This window comes from Paenibacillus sp. JNU01, from assembly GCF_059130585.1.
Genome location: NZ_CP169723.1, coordinates 5,416,116 through 5,434,969, shown reverse-complemented (window position 1 = coordinate 5,434,969; position 18,854 = coordinate 5,416,116). Strand labels below are relative to the sequence as shown.

The following is an 18,854-nucleotide window of genomic DNA, read 5'->3' as shown; positions in this document are numbered from 1 at the left end:
ATATGGCGTGTAAACAGCAAAAAGACACATCCGTCAAGGGACGAATGTGTCGTGGTACCACCCTTGTTTAACTGCATATTCATCCGTTCGCAACCTATGCGATCTGTAAAATGCAGTCCTACGGGGCATAACGGGCCCTGCCGGCGGATGTTGCAACCCTGATTGAGTATTCTCTTCCGCAGCTCGCGAGGTAGGAATTACGAAGCAGCTACAGGAACCTTACACCATACTGTCCCCTCTCTGTTGAAGCTGGCTTGCACAATCATGTCCTCGTTATAACGCTGTTATCATTTTTGACCACATTAGTTCATTTACAAGTAATTGTCAACCAACTTAACCAAATACAACTCCTGAATAATACTCCACTACATCACGAATGAGCATAAACGCATCCCCATTGGTAAGATTGTTCTTGTCAGCAATGCCAGCAAGTGTGTCGTCACTTATAAAGTTTTGCGTTTGCAATTGAGCAAGTGCCTCTTCAAGTGAAGTTTCAGCTTCTGCAGATCCCATTGCCAGACATAACATATACGCAGCCTGATCCAACGTTAAAGGTAGGGTTGAGGCATTCTGCATAGTGGCCAGAGCTTGATCGGCACTGCCGGTGTAGGCTTCTGGGAACATCGACTGCATTCTTTTCAATTTACTTAAAAATCGTTCCGGATTCATTCCTTTATCCAGTTCCCAACCATCGTTATTATAATTGCCTGAAGTCATATACATACTCGCGGCAGCCAGCAATCCCTTGTAATCCTTATGTTCCATATACTTAGGCTGTTCGAAATGATGTACCTTTAGATCCATACCCTGTTTTTCCAGCATTTTGCGTAATTCAGATGCTCGCTCTTCAGAAGCTGAGAGTTCTCGGAAGGACTCCTTATGGACGTAGGCCAGTTTGACCGCCGCTCCTGCCGCTTCTCCCTCTGCCATTCCCAGCGGTACAACTCTCGCACTACCATGTGGGATTGTATCATAACTTGCTGCACGTCCGACGACAAGCATACCATCCACCTTTAGCGGAACAAGAGAACGAAAAGGTACACCATATTGAATCGGACTTAACATAATCGTGCCGGCATTTCCAACACTCGTGCTCTGAATATCAATATCGTATGAACCGTATCCAATTGCATCCCAATGATCACGATTTTCCATGACATCCGCTAAAGTTAATCGATACTCGCCATAGATGTGACGTGACTCCCTCACATAAAGCTCATTCGCTGTCCCAGCATATTGCAGCCCTGCGAATTCATCATAATTTTTCTTCAGAAAATCAACAATTCGTGGGGCTTCTTTATTCCCGATCTCCAAACCTTCTTTCACAGATATCGGATCTAACGGGTCTACCCCAAAGATCTGCATCGTGTTAACCAAGATTGTATCATCATTTTGTCTTCCAATATTCAGACTACGAATCTTAATATGTTGTGGATTGGAGGATTCATATTTTCGAGCATCACCGTACCCCCAAGCACTCATCTTATCAACCCCGGTTCCCTCTCTTTCCCTAAACTTTTGCCATACCTCATCTGTAACACCGCTTAGCTTGAATACGAGCGTAGAGACCATTTTGGATTTACCATCTCCAATATCTTGTCTACCGATGGAGTATGGAACTCCTGCAGCGGCTGCAATATCCGCATCTTGCGTCGCATCAATAATGGAGCGGGTTGATATCTGAACAGTTGTTCCGTCTTCTTTCGTTATGCTCATCCCCGTTATTGTCGTGTGATCTCCCGTAGATTGTTCAGTAACAGGAACTAATTCCTTCGCGTTCATCAACAGATCAATATTAGGTTCAGAACGAACCATCCGATAGAAAACGTTAGCTGCTGTATGGGTATCAAAAGAACTGCCCTCGATCTGGTCAAACCATTCCTGGAAAATGCCCTTGTTCAAAAAATCAGGCTGTCGCAAACTACTCAATAACTGCGGTTGTTCAGGGGAATAATTTAGATCCAGCGTATTAAGGCCTCCCTCGGTTAACAATCCGCCCAACATGTTTCGATCTCTTGCTTCCACTAGCAATACACGCATTCCATTACGAGCAGCTGATAAAGCAGCGGTAATGCCCTCAGGATCCGTTCCAGCTACAATTACGTCATAGGAATCTTTCAAGGTTATTGCAGATTCTACGTTCTCCAGAGGCTGCCATACATAATTATTATTAAATTTATAATTCTTGTTCCAAATATAAAATGCACCATAAGCAGCGCTCATTAACACAACAAACACACTAGCTGTAATTGCTGTTATTTTCATTTTTCTGCTAATCAAAGAAACAAACCTCCATATGTACTGTAAATTCAATAATACGAACTCGTGAAGCAGTTTTCCTATGCTATACCAACAACCGACTAATTTCTCTCCTTTCCTGCATGAATAGGCATAAATAACAAAAAAACTTCCCAACATTTCAAACTGTGTTAGGAAGTTTTGATAATAATTCTACTTTTATGTCGCCATAAATACAGACCAATATATAGGAAAGCCCCTAACTCCACTCATTATAACGACCACTTTTTGCGAAGTAAAGACTTACCAAAACCGGAAATGCATCTGTTAGATAATTAAACATTCAAACAGTTCGTTCATCCTGATTACAATGAATTCTCTGGCGATGGCTGACATGGAAGCATGTTCCCTGTAATATAGAGAAATAGAAATCTACCACAGGTATTAATCGATAAAGGAGCTTGTCCTATGCCATATATCATATACGATCTTGAATTCACGGTAAGCCGCAATACTCGCTATTCTTCTGAAATCATTGATATCGGCGCCGTCAAAGTTACGGAAAGTGCGGATGGATTGGCCGTTACGGATACGTTCCATACGTATGTTCGTCCTTCCAACAAATCCGTTCTGTCCACTGACACGATTCAGTTTACAGGCATCACGCAGAAAGATATTGATGCAGCCCCACTTTTTCCGGCAGCATTGAATCAATTCATTGCCTGGATGGGAAGTGACCCCTATTACATGTGTTCCTGGGGACCCGATGACCGCAGCAAACTGATCTCTCATTGTCGCACACATCAACTGGATGTGGCCTGGATCACCAATCATAACGATCTCCAGCAACAATGGTCGCGCACCGTTCGCAAAGAAGGCAAATTCCGTCAACTCGGTCTCGCTCAGGCTCTTGAAATCTGCGGCATTGAATTCGATGGTACCCAGCACCGCGCATTGGATGATGCCATCAATACAGCTAAGGTATTCATGCATCAATTCGACCGATTCACGCTGGAAAATAACTGTGCAGCCGATGATGAAGGCATTGCATCTAAGGTTGTCTATTCCAGCTCTACAGAAGATGAAGAGAAAGAATCTCCGTTTGGTAACCTGGCAAACCTGTTCAAATCCAAAGAGTAGCTCTCCACAGCACGGTGCCTAATCGTGTGTTGCGATAGAATAGGAGCCTTCTAATTTCAACTTCTATTGTACATTTGCTGCCAATAATTCAGGCGTTCTTTCATCTTGATGCGGCATATCTCTGGTTCGAGTATCTCCGCATCAGGTCCATATTTGGATATCCATACGAGAAACTCCTCAACGTCACTTAAAATGGCTTCAAATAACAGGCTACCTTCCGGTTCTATGGTTAAAATGGGGCGTATATAGAATTGTTCCTGCATTACACGCTCCACAGCATGGGGTGCAAATCGAATTTTGAACGCAGTCCACTCCGTACTTCCCTCATATGCCCAAGGAATGCGGAAGTGTGATTGTATGAGATAGTCCTCTTTTCGAAACGTACGCGGCAAGATCCGTATCCTTAGCAGCCGGCTCACCTGAAATATTCGAAGTTTCTCCGACATGTGACAATACCCTAACAGCTCAAATCTGTATTCTTGCGGGATAAGACAGTAAGGATCTATGCGTACAATTCCTTTTTTTCCTTGAGACAGATACTCCGCTTCAATAGTGTTCTGTGAGATTCCTGCCTGAAGCAAGGTAATCAGGGATTGGTTCTGTGAATCATTATTTTCATGTTGCCATACGGGCAATCCCACTTTGAATAATCCACTTATTTGCTCCGACCATTCCACACGTTCTGTTTTGTTTTTCTGACTCGAAGCAACCACTTTCTCATACGCGCTCTCAAAAGCAGGTTTCAGCAAAGGACGAATATTCTCCATAACTTCAGCAAGATGCATGAAAGCTTGGGCTTCTTCATCAGACCAATTAAGCGGATACATGGCAAAATGGCTGATAAACATGTACCCTTGTCCGTGTCCCATATTGGCGATCGGGATATGCATTGCACTGAGGGCCTCCATGTCGCGGTATATCGTCCTTTCCGTCGTCTCGCATCGCTGGGCAAGCTCACGCGCCAGAATGCCTGGCTTGGCTTGTACCAGCGTGATAATGCGCATTAATCGGATTAGTCGGTCTGTCATTTTGCCGGACCCTCCACGATGTTGTTTCAATAAATTTGATACAACTCCATCCATAGTTTAATATGATATTGATACATACATTCGACCTTCTCCTAAACTTCACCTTCAAAACATATGTAGACTCGTTCTCTCTATACCGTAACCATCTGAAATCAACCCTATTCGCCTAATATCTTTTGTTCACGGTCATGATATCCGGTTGTAAACGTGATTTCATAATGACAACGCAGCTTCTCAACGATCTCGGCTTCTGTGTAATAATCCAGATCCTGCTTGCGTGCGGCTTCAATTAACAGCGCATCTGCATGACGACGCAACATATGACTCCCCTCTTGAACCCGGCCCCTTTCATAGGCACGTAAGGCTTGCTTGATCAACGGTACAGTTTCACTTAACTTAATGGTCTTTTCCACCTTCGGATCTTCCGGCTGTCTCAGCATGCCGAGATGACTGGTGTACTGAATATACAACTGCTCTCTTCGTAACAATACGCGTTGACTTTGCTTCAACTTCCTTGTGCTCCAGTAGGCTGAACATACCGCTGCTTTTCCGGATACCCGGGGTCCCATGACGAATTCAAGCAAAATTTGTTTGCTCTCCCCTTTGTATACATCACCAAGCCTGAGTAACCAACCAATATCTGTTTCTTTGGAGCGACATCCATAGATGCCTTTGAGCTGCACCCCATATTCCGGTTTGAGCAAAAGTTCCAAATCTCTTGATACAATTTTGGGTGCTATTTTCCTAAGTCTTTTGGCAGGGGCACCGTTACGCCACTCTACCATCATATATACGGGGTCGGCTCCCCCTGTCGGTATGGCCTCTTTATTCCACGAATAAGATACTTCAAAGACTGAGTTCACTGGTAGTCTCTCCCCCGATTTATGTGTATTATCTTCTAAGTTATCAGGGTGAATGGACACTATATTGTCACGGAACACATGTTCCCATTAAATTTTTCCAATATATTAGTTTCTCGTCCCCAAATCCGCCTGAATACGACAATAAACGACGAAAAAGCCTGGCACTATGCCAAGCTTTTCAATCCTTAATCTATGACAAGTCCCAAATTAAACTGTAGGATGATCAATTCCCATTTTGTGTAAGTACTGTGCACCATCTGCTTGGGTTACCGGAGCATAGGTGACACTGTCAATGACCAGCTTACGCCCTACTGGCTCTCCGTTAACAGTGATCATAATTGTTTTGGTTGATGTGCTCTGATCTGTCGTATACATATGTTTCTACTCCTTCATGTTCGCGATCTTATATTCAATCGGATATATTGGTATCGTTCATTAAATTGCGTATTTGTGAATAGCATGCACCCGGAACTGAAGTAAAAGTTCTGTTAAAACGGTCCGGTGTGCTTGCCTATCGTTCTATTACCCCACAGATTTATATGCTAAACAGCCCTGTTCCTAAATCATTTTAAATATTTCGGGTAATAAAACGATATCATCTTGAACCCATCGTCCCGATTTTGACGTATAATGTAAGAGCCGTATTTCAACAATAGACGACGATTTCGGCGATTGCTCGATCTAACCGAAGAAAGAGGTGTTAACGATGCCAAAATCCATTCAGGGTTATTTCATTCGGGTGTTATTCACCACATGCATTCTATTTACCGTTTCGATCGCTTCGACAGCAAATGCAGCCAGTGCCAATATTTTTACGGATATATATAGCGGCTGGGAGCGAGTCTCCGAATTGCCTGGAGAAGTGAACGCTCTGCAGGAAAGTTACAAACAAACCATGGAGCAATTGAATCAAACATCCGCTCAGCTGGGACAAGCTCAGGCCAATGTCGAAGCATTTAAGACCCAGAACGAACAGCTACTGGCTCAGAACCAGAAACTTACTGAAATGGTAAGCAAATTGCAAGATGACCAGAATGCCAGAGTGGCTGCCAGCAAACGAATTCAGACGATGATCATCACTGTCGTTTCTCTCATATTGGGTTATTTTGTTCTGATTCGTGTGATGCGTTGGGGAATGCGTCGCCGTTCAGGCCGAGTATAAAAGACAGGAGCAACTGCATGAACATACACCTGAACCATGCTGAAGCAGGCGGAACTGGACAAGTCGTCACATTTTCACTGATTAAAGATGACCGCCTTCATATTCTGCATCCACAGCAAATAGTGGCCTTCCGCGGTCCAAGTGGGAGCCGCAATGATAAATTCATGAATATTACAGGCATATATCGCAAGAAAAAGCTGATTAAATCTGAAATTACCGGACCTTGCCAATTTGTGGCTGCCCTGCCTCCCGGATTCACCATGAAGGAAGTGGAGCTCACGGAGGACAGTGATCTGCTCTATGATTTCCGCCACCTGTTCTTCTACTCGGATGGTGTAACGATGCATACCAAAATCCAAAAAATCAAAAACATGCTGATCACCCGTGATGCAGTGAAAATGAAATTTTCCGGCAGAGGTAAAATCGGATTGCTCACTCAAGGCCAGGTCTGCCAACAGGAACTTCACCCAACAGCACCGCTGTATGTGGATGCCGGTAGCATCATTGCCTATCCCGAGAATGCACATCTGGAACTCACGGTATATGGTAACAACCTTGCCAGTCAGCATATGAATTATCATTGGAAGATGACAGGACATGGATCTGTACTCTTTCAGGCTGGACGTGAGAATCGTCGGTTGGAACAGGATCTCAACGATGAGGGTCTGTTCAAACGAATTCTGAAAGAAGTGATCCCTTTCGGGAATGTACTGATCAAATAAACATATCAAATAGACCGTTAGTTAATGAAGCCAACCGATTAACTGCCACTGTGCTCAAGTGGGGTGGTCACCACGCGGTTTCATGTTATAATGGTTCAGACAATTGAAGAAGAAAATCCGTGCCTACGGCATGGGAGAGGTTCGCGAACTCCCTCTATAAGACTTGACCTTGTGATGGTCAGTATAAGTCTTGCGTACACGTTACTTATCGTAATGTACGTAAAAAACTAAGGACACTTGCTCATGGCTGCTTTTTTTTGAAGCGGTTATCGAGAAGGTGTGTTTTTTGATGGATGCCAGTTCATGAACTTCTCTGTTCTTCCGACACTCTATGCCTTCGTGCATGGTTTGATCTCAAGAAGATAGAGAGGTTTTTTTATGTTGAACGAAGAAAAAGCAGTCGTTGTATTCAGCGGCGGTCAGGATAGCACCACGTGTCTGTTCTGGGCCAAACAACAGTTTGCCGAAGTCGAGGTTGTTACGTTTGATTACGGTCAGCGCCACAAGCTGGAGATTGAATGTGCTTCCGAGATCGCTCGCGATCTGGGCGTGCAGCAAACGGTTCTCGATATGAGCCTGTTAAACCAGCTAGCACCCAACGCACTCACGCGCACAGATGTTGAAATTACACATGAAGAAGGCGAACTGCCAAGTACATTTGTGGATGGACGGAATCTGCTGTTCCTCAGCTTTGCAGCGATTATGGCCAAACAAAAAGGAGCTCGTCACCTGGTTACAGGTGTATGTGAGACGGATTTCAGCGGATACCCGGATTGCCGGGATTCATTTGTAAAGTCGATGAATGTGACACTTAATCTCTCGATGGACTACCCATTTGTCATTCATACGCCACTCATGTGGCTGGACAAAGCCCAAACGTGGAAGATGGCAGATGATCTCGGTGCCTTCGAATATGTTCGTGAGCGTACCCTGACCTGTTATAACGGCGTAATTGGCGATGGATGCGGAGAATGCCCTGCTTGCAAACTGCGCAAAGCCGGACTGGATCGTTATGTACAGCAACGTGCTTCTGCTGAATCGGCGGGAGTGGATGTACGATGAGAGAGCCGGGAACATTCCGTATTGTGGAGCATCTGCAACGAATAGGTGAAGATATTCTACCCACCCAGCTGCGCTATCACCGCAAACGTGTGCTTGTAAGCAAAGAATTCACCTTTGACGCGGCACATCATCTGCATTGTTATGAAGGCAAGTGCAAGAACTTGCACGGTCATACGTATAAAGTGATATTTGGCATCAGCGGTTATCCGGGTGAAACCGGGCTGACAGTTGATTTTGGACATATCAAGGATATATGGAAAACTCAGATTGAGGGTTATCTGGATCATCAGTACCTCAACGAGACACTTCCTTTAATGAATACAACGGCTGAAAATATGGTCGTCTGGCTGTTCGAACAAATGGAGCATGCGCTTCAGACAGAGCCATATGCTGGACTAACCGACGGCGGACGGACAGAGTTTGTAAGGCTCTTCGAGACACCAACCAGTTACGCGGAAGCGAGACGGGAGTGGATGATTGATGAGTAGTGTTGTAGAACATGGGCCATCGCGTGAACGTAACCAAGAGGCTCGCATCCCTGTGATGGAGATTTTTGGTCCGACGGTTCAAGGCGAAGGCATGGTCATCGGGCAAAAAACGATGTTTGTTCGCACCGCGGGTTGCGATTATCGCTGCTCCTGGTGCGACTCGGCCTTTACCTGGGATGGCAGTGGCAAGGACCAGATCCAGATGATTACGCCGGAGGGCGTATGGGAAGAATTGCGCCGCGTTGGCGGCACGCGTTTCTCCCATGTCACCATCTCCGGCGGTAATCCCGCCCTGCTCGCTTCGCTGGGCGGATTGGTTGCCCTGCTGCGGGAGAACGGCATCCGCACCGCGGTGGAGACGCAGGGCTCCCGCTGGCAGCCTTGGCTGGCGGACATTGATGAAGTCACCGTCTCGCCCAAGCCACCCAGCTCCGGCATGGACACGGATTGGTCCGTGCTGGATGATCTGATCGGACGGCTAGCCGCTGGCCCGGCAGAACGAAGCCATAGTCTGAAGATCGTGATCTTCGATGAGACAGACCTGGGCTATGCCCGCCGTGTGCATGCACGATATCCGGGCACGGATCTATTTTTACAAACCGGGAACCCGGATGTGACTTCCGCCGATACGCCAGATCTGGCGTCCTCACTGCTTGCTCGTTATGAGTGGCTGATTGACCAAGTCAGTGCATCCGATGACCTGAATGATGTTCGTGTGCTTCCACAGCTTCATACGTTGGTATGGGGCAACAAACGCGGCGTCTAATGGGCAGTATGGGTGGAATGGGCGGCATGGATGAGAACGAAATGTCCTCAAACAATGAAGAGAATTATACAGGCAAGATTGAAGACGGCCTATTCATATATACCGCGAAGCTTCGGGCTTTGACGGAAACAAGGAGCGCTTAATAACCGATGAGACAACCTGATGAGATGCAAGATGTGACGTTGCTAGGCAACCAGAACGTAAAATATACGTTTGAGTACGATTCGGGCATTCTGGAGAGCTTTGATAACAAGCATCCGTACCGTGATTATTTTGTTAAATTCAACTGCCCGGAGTTCACCAGCCTGTGCCCGATTACGGGTCAGCCAGACTTTGCAACGATCTATATTAGCTACATTCCTGATATCAAAATGGTCGAGAGCAAATCACTCAAGCTGTACCTGTTCAGCTTCCGCAACCATGGTGACTTCCACGAGGATTGTGTGAATATCATCATGAACGACCTGATCAAGCTGATGGACCCGCGCTACATTGAAGTATGGGGCAAATTCACACCGCGCGGTGGTATCTCCATTGACCCGTACACAAATTACGGTAAGCCGGGAACGAAGTACGAGCAGATGGCCGACCACCGCATGATGAATCATGATATGTATCCGGAAACAATTGATAATCGTTAAATCGTCAGGTTCATCCATTCTGTATAAAATAGAATCATAGAATGTCAAAAGCCGAACTCTTCAAATCTGAAGAAGTTCGGCTTTTTCCTTTTAACAGGTATACGATTTATACGAAATTCAGCTTTTCTCTAAATCCTTGATTCAACTGACATTCAAGTAGACTGATCGTCCTTCAGTTTTTTTAATTTTTTAATGTAATGTCTCAACATCAGTACACCAATCGATTGAAAAATGATAAATATGACGATAGCAGCAGATAGAGATTTCGGTGCAACATAGATAGCCTGATACGTGATTACAGCCATATATAAAATGGTCATCACCAGTTCACGTTTGGCAGCAGCATAAGGTGACAGTGATTTCATTTTAACCCCTCCTAGGGCCTTCTTGCACTTAAATATGGATTTTCTTACACTAAATGCTAAATTAATATGTTTCTTTTGTAAATGCAATTACAACAAAATACTCTTCAAATATAGATATTTAATAGCAAAAATTGATTCATCCACGTTATTCTATTTCTCTTGTTCCCCTTGTCGACCCAATCAATCTATCCTATTATGTAACAATATGCTTACACGCATAGAATACAACATCAGGCGCTGATCCCTCGTGACCGCGACCAAAGGAGAATTGTACATGTCTACACAAAACTCATTAACCAAGGACGCCGCAGCGCGTTCGAAAGCCCCACCCGGATTGGATGCCCAAAGCACCGTTTACCGGATACTCATTGCGATCAGTCTGGTTCATCTGTTCAATGATTCGATCCAGTCGGTTATTCCAGCCATTTTTCCGATTCTGAAAGACTCCATGCATCTCACGTATACTCAGATCGGATGGATTTCTTTTGCGATCAACTTTACCGCATCCATTATGCAGCCTGTCGTAGGCTGGTTTGCTGATAAAAAACCGACACCGTCCATTCTACCCATCGGCATGGGTTTTACATTTACCGGCATGTTGCTGTTGGCCTTTGCTGACAGTTATATGGCTGTCCTGATTTCCGTAATCTTTGTCGGCCTGGGTTCAGCCGCTTTCCATCCGGAAGGTTCACGGGTATCCCATATGGCTGCCGGTCAGCGTCGCGGACTGGCACAGTCCATCTTCCAGGTCGGCGGTAACGCCGGGCAATCCCTTGCCCCTTTGCTTACACGTTGGATCTTTATCCCGTTTGGATTGTTCGGTGCGATTGGATTTACAGGCATTGCAGCCATGGGGATCGCCGTTCAGATCTACATAGCCCGTTGGTATGGCCGCATGCTGCAATCTGGTGGATACCTGCGTAGACAGGCTGCTGCACGTCGTGCACCCAATCCAGCATTACGCAAAAAGATTACTGCCGCCATTACGCTATTGATCTTGCTTGTCTTTGTTCGTTCCTGGTACATCGCTTCTATTGGCAGCTTCTACGCGTTTAATCTGAAAGATACTTTTGGATTATCCACAGAGGACGCGCAGATCTATATCTTTCTATTCCTGGCCGCGGGAGCACTCGGTACGTTCTTTGGAGGACCTCTTGCGGATCGATTTGGCAAACGTAATCTGATCTTCCTGTCCATGGCCGGAGCTGCTCCACTTGCTCTGTTGCTGCCTTATGCGAATCTGTTCTGGACAGGTGTACTGTTAACCATTATTGGTTTTATCATGTTATCCAGCTTCTCGGTTACGGTGGTCTATGCACAAATGCTGATTCCAGGCAAAATCGGTACGGTTTCCGGTCTGATTACAGGTCTGGCATTTGGTATGGGAGGCCTGGGTGCACTTGTTCTCGGCAACTGGATTGACGTATTCGGCGTATCACCCGTGATGCAGATGTGCAGCTTCCTGCCCCTGCTCGGGATCTTCACGTTCCTGCTTCCATCCGATAAATTGCTGAATATCTGGGCGAAAGAAAACGGTAGTGAAGAGTAAGCCATACATCAACAGGTGTCCACATTTTATTCTATATTGGATCCAATCCTTACGTGGCAACACTGTCTTTATAAAACGTTAGCTGTGCTAACGAACCTGACAGCTCTTATTTGAACGAATATCACATATTTCGCAATCTAATGAATCTGAGCAACGCTATTCCCGAGAAAAAGGCCGAAAACCTTGGAATGTGCGTGTAAAATGTAGAAATAACGTGTCTGAGATTCTTTAGAGATCGGGATGAGTGAAATATCGCCAAATAGCGTCTGCTGAGTTCGTTAGATTTCACTTTAGTCACCTACATTTGAAGTCTAAATTAATAATTTAAACCATAACAACAAAAGGGTTCCCGCCATCTGTATCCACAGACCGGCAGGAACCCTTTTTGTTATATTGTTTTTCTCTCAATGAGCCTTAACCGCATTACTCCACATCACAACGCTGCTACCCTGAGATGTAATCAATTCCTTCACATCTTCAAACTAAAGAAATACCGTTGCTGTATTTTCCATGGGATGAATTCCGATTTTTTGACCGACTAGATCCTTGTCAAAGACGACGGTTACGTTTTTCTGAGTATTATTGAGAACCCCCATAGGGTTGACGTGTCCTTTTTCCAGTCCGAGGCATTCCATCAAATCCTTTTCGCTAGCAAAACTTAGTTTGCGGCTAGGTATCTTCACGCTTAAACTTCTCAAATCAACTGACTTCGTTCCAGCAATCGTCACCATATCATAGTTGCGTTTCTTGTCATCACGCAAGAATAGGTTTTTAACGATATGTTCTGTAATATTACGTCTCTAAATTACTTTAAACGCTGAAGGATCAGCCTTTTTTTGTACAGCATTTTGCCTGCTTCGGCTACATCCCGGATCGTATTTTTGTTGCTCACCGAACCAAACACCATGCCGGCAATTGGAATGAGCTGGAACAGCTTTTTCCAACCAAAGGATTCACTATAGGAATTAAAAACTTCCCGCCAGCCCTGCATCTGCGATACCACTTCAATCGGCTTGTCCGGGTCGTCGTATGCAGCGAGTTCTTCAATGATCGCTTTCTTGCCTACGATATCAGCGGATGAGAATTGCAGACATTTCACAATAAAGATGCGCTCCAGCGGTTCATCTGGATCATAGCCGTAACATAGCGCCATCTCCTGAAGCACCTTCAGGGAAAGTCCCATCACCATCGGAATATCTGCTGCAATAGTTACAATGCCACCGAAGCCTGTAGCTGCACCCTGTGCCGCAGCAAATTTGGTTCGACTCTCGGTAATGTTATCAGCCACCTGGTCCAACACTTGAAGCGGCAACTTTTCCACACTATGAATCTTCGTTGTGCCCTCGGTTTCAGCTTCCTGCTCCAAACGATAGGTCGTATCTATCATGGAATAACCGGACTTCTCGGCTTCCTCTTGCAGCAGCTTAGCTACTTTTTTCTTCTGTACGAGGAACTTTCCCCCATGCTGGACATACTGCCCGACATCGTTCAGGGAATCTCCAATTTTCTGTTTTAACGCTTTAGGCATCACTTTATCCAACATCGCAAAGGGCAAACGCCCAATTTTATCCCATATAAACAAGTCCTTCTGTTGTTTTTCCCATTTCAAAATCTGTTCCAGTTCCTGGTCCAAGGTTTCGCGTGAATCCATATATAATCCTCCTAATAGGTTGTGCATCGTAATCTGTATCTTTCTCATACGCAGAAATCATCGTTGTGGTTGCTTTGTTTTATATCCAACACATTGACACCCATACCGCTCCTTCCTATCGTTTCCATACAAAAGAGCCCTTAAATCAGCATCACTCGCTAACCAAGGGCTCTCGTATTAAAAAGACATACTACATCTTATTTCGTTTCTGCTACTGCTTTTCCATCCGGTACCGGAACACCAAAATCAGGTGTGCCATCTTCACGCCAGCGAATCACTTGAGCACGGGCGTGACGGTTTGGATCATACAATGGATCGCCCTCGATATCTTTGTAATTACGCGCATGATAGATCAAGATATCCGTCTTGCCATCTGGTGATACAGTAAAGCTGTTATGACCTGGACCGTACTGTCCGTTCGCTTCACAGGTCTGGAACACCGGCTTGGGTGACTTCACCCAACTCGCCGGATCAAGCAGGTTGGCATCTTCATCCGCGGTGAGCAAACCCATACAATAATTGTAGTCGGTCGCGCTCGCCGAGTATCCAATAAATAACCGTCCATTGCGATGCATTACCGCAGGGCCTTCATTCACTTTAAAGCCGATGATTTCCCAATCATACTCCGGCGTAGAGATCATGACCTGTTCGCCGCGTAGCGTCCATGGGTTTTCCATTTCGGCAATGTAGAGGTTCGAGTTACCCACGATATCGGGATCTTTCTGTGCCCAGACCAGATAGCGGATTCCCTTATGTTCAAAGGTCGTTGCATCCAGCGCAAATGATTCCCAGCGTGTATAGATCTGTCCCTTTTCTACCCACTCCCCTTCGAGTGGATTCGTAGAATCGTTCTCCAGCACATACATCCTGTGATCAAACAGACCTTCGTTGGTCTCACTGGTATGAGCCGCAGCGTAATGTATGTACCATTTGCCATCGATAAAATGAATCTCCGGTGCCCAGATGTTGGCACTCATCGGCCCCGTGTCACGCTTGGTCCAAGCCGTTACCGGCTCCGCATCTCTTAACTCTTCCAACGTCTCTGCTCGCCGGATCTCGATCCGGTCAAAGGCTGGTACGGAAGCGGAAAAATAATAGTAGCCGTCTGTATGACGGTACACCCACGGATCAGCACGCTGCTCCAGAATGGGATTAGTAAAGGTAATGGAATCTGTCATGGGAATGCTCCCCTTTCAAATGTGTGTGTGATGGCTCGGAGTTGAGGATGTAACGCATACGTGAAAAGAACAGGCAAGACATGGTGCACAGCGGACGTTCAGGGGTGGGAGGGCCTTGGTGCTCTCTTGTCCTCCGATTTCTTTTTCCACCGCTCCTAGCGGTTGAAATCGGATGCCAAACTCGCTCCTGCGGCTCCTTCCTCCCCCTCACTGCTTGTGCACCTTTGGTTCAGCAGCTCGCTCTTACCGCGCTCGCTGGGTTACTACCTCACTCGAGCCTTATATTGGCTCGGTCTAATGGGGTTGACCGCTTCGCTGGGTCAACTCTCCCGTCTTAATGCAGGGCTGGCCGCAAAGCTAGTACAGATGATTCTTGATTGTCCAAAAGCAGCAATGTCTTGTGCGTTAACGCGCCTTAACAGGAAAGCTTTGGCATACACTGCGGACGTTCAGGGGTGGGAGGGACTTGGTGCTCTCTTGTCCTCCGATTTCTTTTCCCACCGCTCCTAGCGGTTGAAATCGGATGCCAAACTCGCTCCTGCGGCTCCTTCCTCCCCCTCACTGCTTGTGCATCCTCGGCGTAGAGCTCGCTCTTTTCGCGCTCGCGGGTTACACGCTGCTTCCTGCCTTACTCCTCCGCTGCGCTAATCTGCTTGCCCCAGACCGCTACACCGCGGTCATTAAGTCCTGTTACCACCAGCGCAGGCTGGCTTCGCTCCCAGTCCCAGGACGGGAGCAGCTTCAGCTCTTCTATGGAAGCTCCGCCCCATGGACTTTCTTTCCACGTCAGTGTCAATGTTTGTTGGCCATCAAATGTCCAGGTTCCAGAACCATTTTCGCTTTTAATTTTACCGTTACTTGTTAGGGTATAAGGCATTGCCTGAATCTGCCCGTCCACGGACGGATCAAGCGCCATGCCTTCCCACTCCCCGGCAATCATGGATTTCGGAATATCCTGGGCAGTCTCACCGGCGTACCGTTCAGGTGAAACCACAGGCCAGCCGTCCTTCGTCCATACCATTTTGCGTACATGCAGATAGGGCCAGTTTTTATCCGTCTCGCCCCGTGCATGATGCACAATATAATAATCGTCTCCGTCCTTGAGAACAGAGTTATGTCCGGGCGCTACCCAGCCCTCACCTTCTGTGAAGCGATAACCCCCCAGAATTTTGGTGCCGATCTCATATTGAGGCAGATGTTCTGTATCCAGCATGTTCATGCCATTCATGTCCGTGTACGGTCCTGTGATTGAATCGGCACGCGCAACCCGCACGTTATAGTCCTCGAATAAGGAATCATAGGAGACGAACAAATAGTACTTTTTGAACTCCGGGTTATACACGATGTATGGACCTTCGACTGCACCCTCTTCGGTTGCACGATCCCGTGCAGCAATGCGGGTACCATAACCCTCGTCCTTGAACTTTCCGGTATCCGGATCGAGTGGGGCAATATAGATGCCATCAAAAAACGAACCATATACCATCCACGAATTGCCCTCGGCATCCACAATGGGATTGGCATCAATGGCATTCAGTTTATCCTCTTCATTCGCAAGGGTTTTCACAACCAGCCCTTCATCTGTCCATGGGCCTTCCGGGGACTTAGCTGTCTGCAAACCAATGGCCGACTGGGTACTACCGAAACTGGATGCCGAATAGTACATCCGATAGGTGTCACCAGCCTGAATCACATCCGGCGCCCACAGGTTCACTGCACCTGTCCAATCCAGCGCTTCTTGCGGAATGCCTGGCAGAGCCTGGCCTACCCATGTCCAGTGGATCAGATCATCCGATTTGCGTACCATGACGCCGGGTTTCGGTTCTCCCGCTACACGAACGTCTGTGGAATAGACGTAGTAACCTTGGTCTGTTTTGATAATGGCCGGATCATGTGCATTGTTTACTGTCCAACGGGACTCGTCATCCAATATGGAGGTATCATACAGTTGGGTATCTTGAGGAGCTTCAGGAAAGACCGGACGGGACACCGTTTCTCCTGCTCCTTCTCCAGAACAACCCGTAGCTCCAACAATTAGCATAAGCAACATGGAAGCAACAACCCCTCTCTTCGAAAATGTCCAACCCCGGAATCTCTTCCACTGATTCATCCCTTCACTCCCGAGATCGCAACCGATTCAATAATCTGTTTCTGGAAGATCAGGAAGATGATCAACACTGGTAACAGAGCTACGATGGATGCCGCCATAATAAGTGGGTAATCGGTTTGAATCGCATACGTGGCATTGAAATTCGCTATAACGAGCTGTAACGTCTGCTTCTCCGGTGAGTTCAGATAGATAATTGGTGCCAGATAATCGTTCCAGATGCCCATGAACCAGAGAATCAACTGTGCAGCTATCGCCGGTTTGATCAGTGGGAACGTAATGCTGGAGTACAGCCGGAAATAGGAGCTTCCATCGATTTTGGCCGCCTCAATAATGGCATCAGGCACACTAAGCAGATATTGGCGCAGGAAGAAAATCATGATGACGTTACCGAAAAGGCCTGGAACGATCAGTGGAAGCAGCGTATCCACCCAGCCCAGCTTCGCAAACATGATGAATTGCGGGATCATGACGGTCGGATAAGGAATCATCATGGATGCCAGCAATGCGAGAAACAGTTTATTTTTGTGCGGGAATCTTAATTTGGCAAAAGCAAATGCAGCGATGCTGGACGTAAACGTACCCACCACCGTTACACTCACCGCAACGATGAGGCTGTTTTTGATCCCGCTAAGCAGCGGCCCTGCTTCCCAGATTTCTTTATACTTTCCAAACTGGAATACTTCAGGTATCCATACAGGCGGAAGCGCGAACACATCCTGCTTCTCCTTCAATGACGTGGACAACATCCAGATCAGTGGTGCAATCATCGCAATTGCACCAATCGCGAGTACGATAAAAATGATCGAATTCGTTAACTTCCTCTTTTGACTGTAAGACATCTCCGGTTCACTCCTTTCCTTGACAATCAATCCCCATCATAGGCTGATTTTTCGTTCATTTTGAATTGCACAAGGGTAATGACAAAAATGAAAATACCCAGAATCATGGCCATCGCTGAGGCATAACCCATCTGCAAGTTACTGAAGGCCTTCTGCCAGATGTAGAAAACGATTGATGCCGAAGAATATTCAGGACCACCCGTAGGTGTCATAATGTTCATCTCGGTGAAGATCTGGGAACCGCCAATAATATTCGTAACGATAAGGAAAAAGGTAACCGGCTTCACCATCGGCCAGGTGATATTGCGGAAGATTTGGAATCCATTCGCTCCATCCAGCTCTGCCGCCTCGTAATATGTACGTGATACACTTTGCAGTGCTGCCAGGTACAATAACATCGTGTATCCCAAGCCTTTCCACACCGTCATAATAATCAGAGCGGGTTTGACCGTATCTTTGTTCGCGAGCCAGTTAGGGCCTTTAATCCCAAACAGGTCAAGGAACTGGTTCACCAGACCGTAATCTCCGTTGTACGCCCAGTTCCACATGATGGACACGGCAGCGAGTGAGGAAATAACCGGAATGTAGTAGATCACTCGGAATGTCGTTGTGCCCGGGATTTTACGATTCAGCCCCATTGCCAGCAATAGCGCCAACAACAGACCAATCGGGATACCAAGCATCAGGAAAAATGTGTTAAACATCGCTTTGTAAAAGAGGTCATCCGTGAGCAGATCCTTGAAGTTGGCCAGACCAATAAAATTCATCTGTCCCAGTCCGTCCCAATCCGTAAAGGAACCATATAGGGAGTAGAGGAACGGGAACATGACAAAGATCAGCAATCCAAGAATCGGAGGTAAAATAAACAGATATCCGTACAGCATCTCTTTGCGATACAAACTCGATTTCGTAATCACGGCGTTCACCCCTGTTTCTAGTATCAGCATGTGGCATTCTTCGATTGAACCTTGCCGATCAACGAATGCCACATGCCCGTATGGAACTCCACAAATTCCAACACGAATGATGCCAGCAGCATGATTGCACTCTGC

Annotated in this window: 19 protein-coding genes; 8 read left to right on the top strand and 11 right to left on the bottom strand. The window is 46.5% G+C overall.

Annotated features, from left to right (window positions below; all coding sequences use genetic code 11):
* Positions 1-333: 333 nt before the first annotated feature.
* On the bottom strand, positions 334-2,280 hold the full coding sequence (locus NLBNIHML_RS23555; RefSeq protein WP_494352900.1) for an FAD-dependent oxidoreductase: 1,947 nt from the start codon (positions 2,278-2,280) through the stop codon (positions 334-336).
* A 426-nt stretch (positions 2,281-2,706) separates the two neighbouring features.
* On the opposite strand from NLBNIHML_RS23555, the gene NLBNIHML_RS23550 reads away from it, so the two are divergent.
* Positions 2,707-3,378 carry a 3'-5' exonuclease gene (locus NLBNIHML_RS23550; protein WP_339259345.1) on the top strand — a complete coding sequence of 224 codons (672 nt, stop codon included), beginning with the start codon at positions 2,707-2,709 and terminating at the stop codon, positions 3,376-3,378.
* A gap of 56 nt (positions 3,379-3,434) precedes the next feature.
* On the opposite strand, the gene NLBNIHML_RS23545 is transcribed toward NLBNIHML_RS23550, so the two are convergent.
* The 3 genes from NLBNIHML_RS23545 to NLBNIHML_RS23535 all read right to left on the bottom strand — a co-directional run bounded on the left by NLBNIHML_RS23545 (position 3,435) and on the right by NLBNIHML_RS23535 (position 5,644).
* Positions 3,435-4,406 carry a helix-turn-helix transcriptional regulator gene (locus tag NLBNIHML_RS23545; protein WP_339259343.1) on the bottom strand — a complete coding sequence of 324 codons (972 nt, stop codon included), beginning with the start codon at positions 4,404-4,406 and terminating at the stop codon, positions 3,435-3,437.
* A 158-nt stretch (positions 4,407-4,564) separates the two neighbouring features.
* A complete protein-coding gene (locus tag NLBNIHML_RS23540) occupies positions 4,565-5,269 on the bottom strand; it encodes a hypothetical protein (protein WP_339240198.1) in 705 nt (234 codons plus the stop codon).
* Positions 5,270-5,476: 207 nt separating this feature from the next.
* Positions 5,477-5,644, bottom strand: coding sequence for a hypothetical protein (locus tag NLBNIHML_RS23535; protein ID WP_494352899.1), 168 nt, complete (start codon positions 5,642-5,644; stop codon positions 5,477-5,479).
* Between the two features lie 331 nt (positions 5,645-5,975).
* Between NLBNIHML_RS23535 and NLBNIHML_RS23530 the strand changes: the two genes are divergently transcribed.
* The 6 genes from NLBNIHML_RS23530 to queF all read left to right on the top strand — a co-directional run bounded on the left by NLBNIHML_RS23530 (position 5,976) and on the right by queF (position 10,110).
* Positions 5,976-6,431 carry a hypothetical protein gene (locus tag NLBNIHML_RS23530; protein ID WP_339240195.1) on the top strand — a complete coding sequence of 152 codons (456 nt, stop codon included), beginning with the start codon at positions 5,976-5,978 and terminating at the stop codon, positions 6,429-6,431.
* Positions 6,432-6,448: 17 nt separating this feature from the next.
* On the top strand, positions 6,449-7,153 hold the full coding sequence (locus NLBNIHML_RS23525; protein WP_339240194.1) for an AIM24 family protein: 705 nt from the start codon (positions 6,449-6,451) through the stop codon (positions 7,151-7,153).
* Positions 7,154-7,534: 381 nt separating this feature from the next.
* A complete protein-coding gene (queC, locus tag NLBNIHML_RS23520; protein ID WP_494354752.1) occupies positions 7,535-8,215 on the top strand; it encodes a 7-cyano-7-deazaguanine synthase QueC in 681 nt (226 codons plus the stop codon).
* On the top strand, positions 8,212-8,703 hold the full coding sequence (gene queD, locus NLBNIHML_RS23515) for a 6-carboxytetrahydropterin synthase QueD (RefSeq protein ID WP_036611465.1): 492 nt from the start codon (positions 8,212-8,214) through the stop codon (positions 8,701-8,703). Before queC ends, queD begins: the two co-directional genes overlap by 4 nt.
* On the top strand, positions 8,696-9,469 hold the full coding sequence (gene queE, locus NLBNIHML_RS23510) for a 7-carboxy-7-deazaguanine synthase QueE (RefSeq protein WP_342572103.1): 774 nt from the start codon (positions 8,696-8,698) through the stop codon (positions 9,467-9,469). The genes queD and queE overlap by 8 nt, the downstream gene beginning before the upstream one ends.
* Positions 9,470-9,618: 149 nt before the next feature.
* Entirely contained in the window at positions 9,619-10,110 is a 492-nt protein-coding gene (gene queF / locus NLBNIHML_RS23505) for a preQ(1) synthase (protein WP_494352898.1), read from the top strand.
* A gap of 152 nt (positions 10,111-10,262) precedes the next feature.
* Here queF and NLBNIHML_RS23500 read toward each other — a convergent pair whose 3' ends face one another.
* Entirely contained in the window at positions 10,263-10,475 is a 213-nt protein-coding gene (locus NLBNIHML_RS23500) for a hypothetical protein (protein WP_494352897.1), read from the bottom strand.
* Between the two features lie 274 nt (positions 10,476-10,749).
* Here NLBNIHML_RS23500 and NLBNIHML_RS23495 point away from each other — a divergent pair, with 274 nt between their 5' ends.
* Positions 10,750-12,024: an MFS transporter gene (locus NLBNIHML_RS23495; RefSeq protein WP_440387315.1), complete on the top strand. Its 1,275-nt coding sequence runs from the start codon at positions 10,750-10,752 to the stop codon at positions 12,022-12,024.
* Positions 12,025-12,506: 482 nt separating this feature from the next.
* Here the strand turns inward: NLBNIHML_RS23495 and NLBNIHML_RS23490 are convergent, their stop codons facing one another.
* From NLBNIHML_RS23490 to NLBNIHML_RS23465, 6 genes are all read right to left on the bottom strand, one after another.
* A complete protein-coding gene (locus NLBNIHML_RS23490; RefSeq protein ID WP_494352896.1) occupies positions 12,507-12,755 on the bottom strand; it encodes a YbaK/EbsC family protein in 249 nt (82 codons plus the stop codon).
* Between the two features lie 74 nt (positions 12,756-12,829).
* Positions 12,830-13,675, bottom strand: coding sequence for an EcsC family protein (locus NLBNIHML_RS23485; RefSeq protein ID WP_339240186.1), 846 nt, complete (start codon positions 13,673-13,675; stop codon positions 12,830-12,832).
* 197 nt (positions 13,676-13,872) lie between these two features.
* Positions 13,873-14,853, bottom strand: coding sequence for a glycoside hydrolase family 43 protein (locus NLBNIHML_RS23480; RefSeq protein WP_339259325.1), 981 nt, complete (start codon positions 14,851-14,853; stop codon positions 13,873-13,875).
* Positions 14,854-15,481: 628 nt separating this feature from the next.
* Entirely contained in the window at positions 15,482-16,903 is a 1,422-nt protein-coding gene (locus NLBNIHML_RS23475; protein ID WP_494354751.1) for an arabinan endo-1,5-alpha-L-arabinosidase, read from the bottom strand.
* 56 nt (positions 16,904-16,959) lie between these two features.
* Positions 16,960-17,802 carry a carbohydrate ABC transporter permease gene (locus tag NLBNIHML_RS23470; RefSeq protein WP_036611483.1) on the bottom strand — a complete coding sequence of 281 codons (843 nt, stop codon included), beginning with the start codon at positions 17,800-17,802 and terminating at the stop codon, positions 16,960-16,962.
* A 26-nt stretch (positions 17,803-17,828) separates the two neighbouring features.
* The gene (locus NLBNIHML_RS23465) at positions 17,829-18,719 is read right to left on the bottom strand and encodes a carbohydrate ABC transporter permease (protein ID WP_036611613.1); all 891 of its coding nucleotides are present in this window, start codon (positions 18,717-18,719) and stop codon (positions 17,829-17,831) included.
* Between the last annotated feature and the right edge of the window lie 135 nt (positions 18,720-18,854).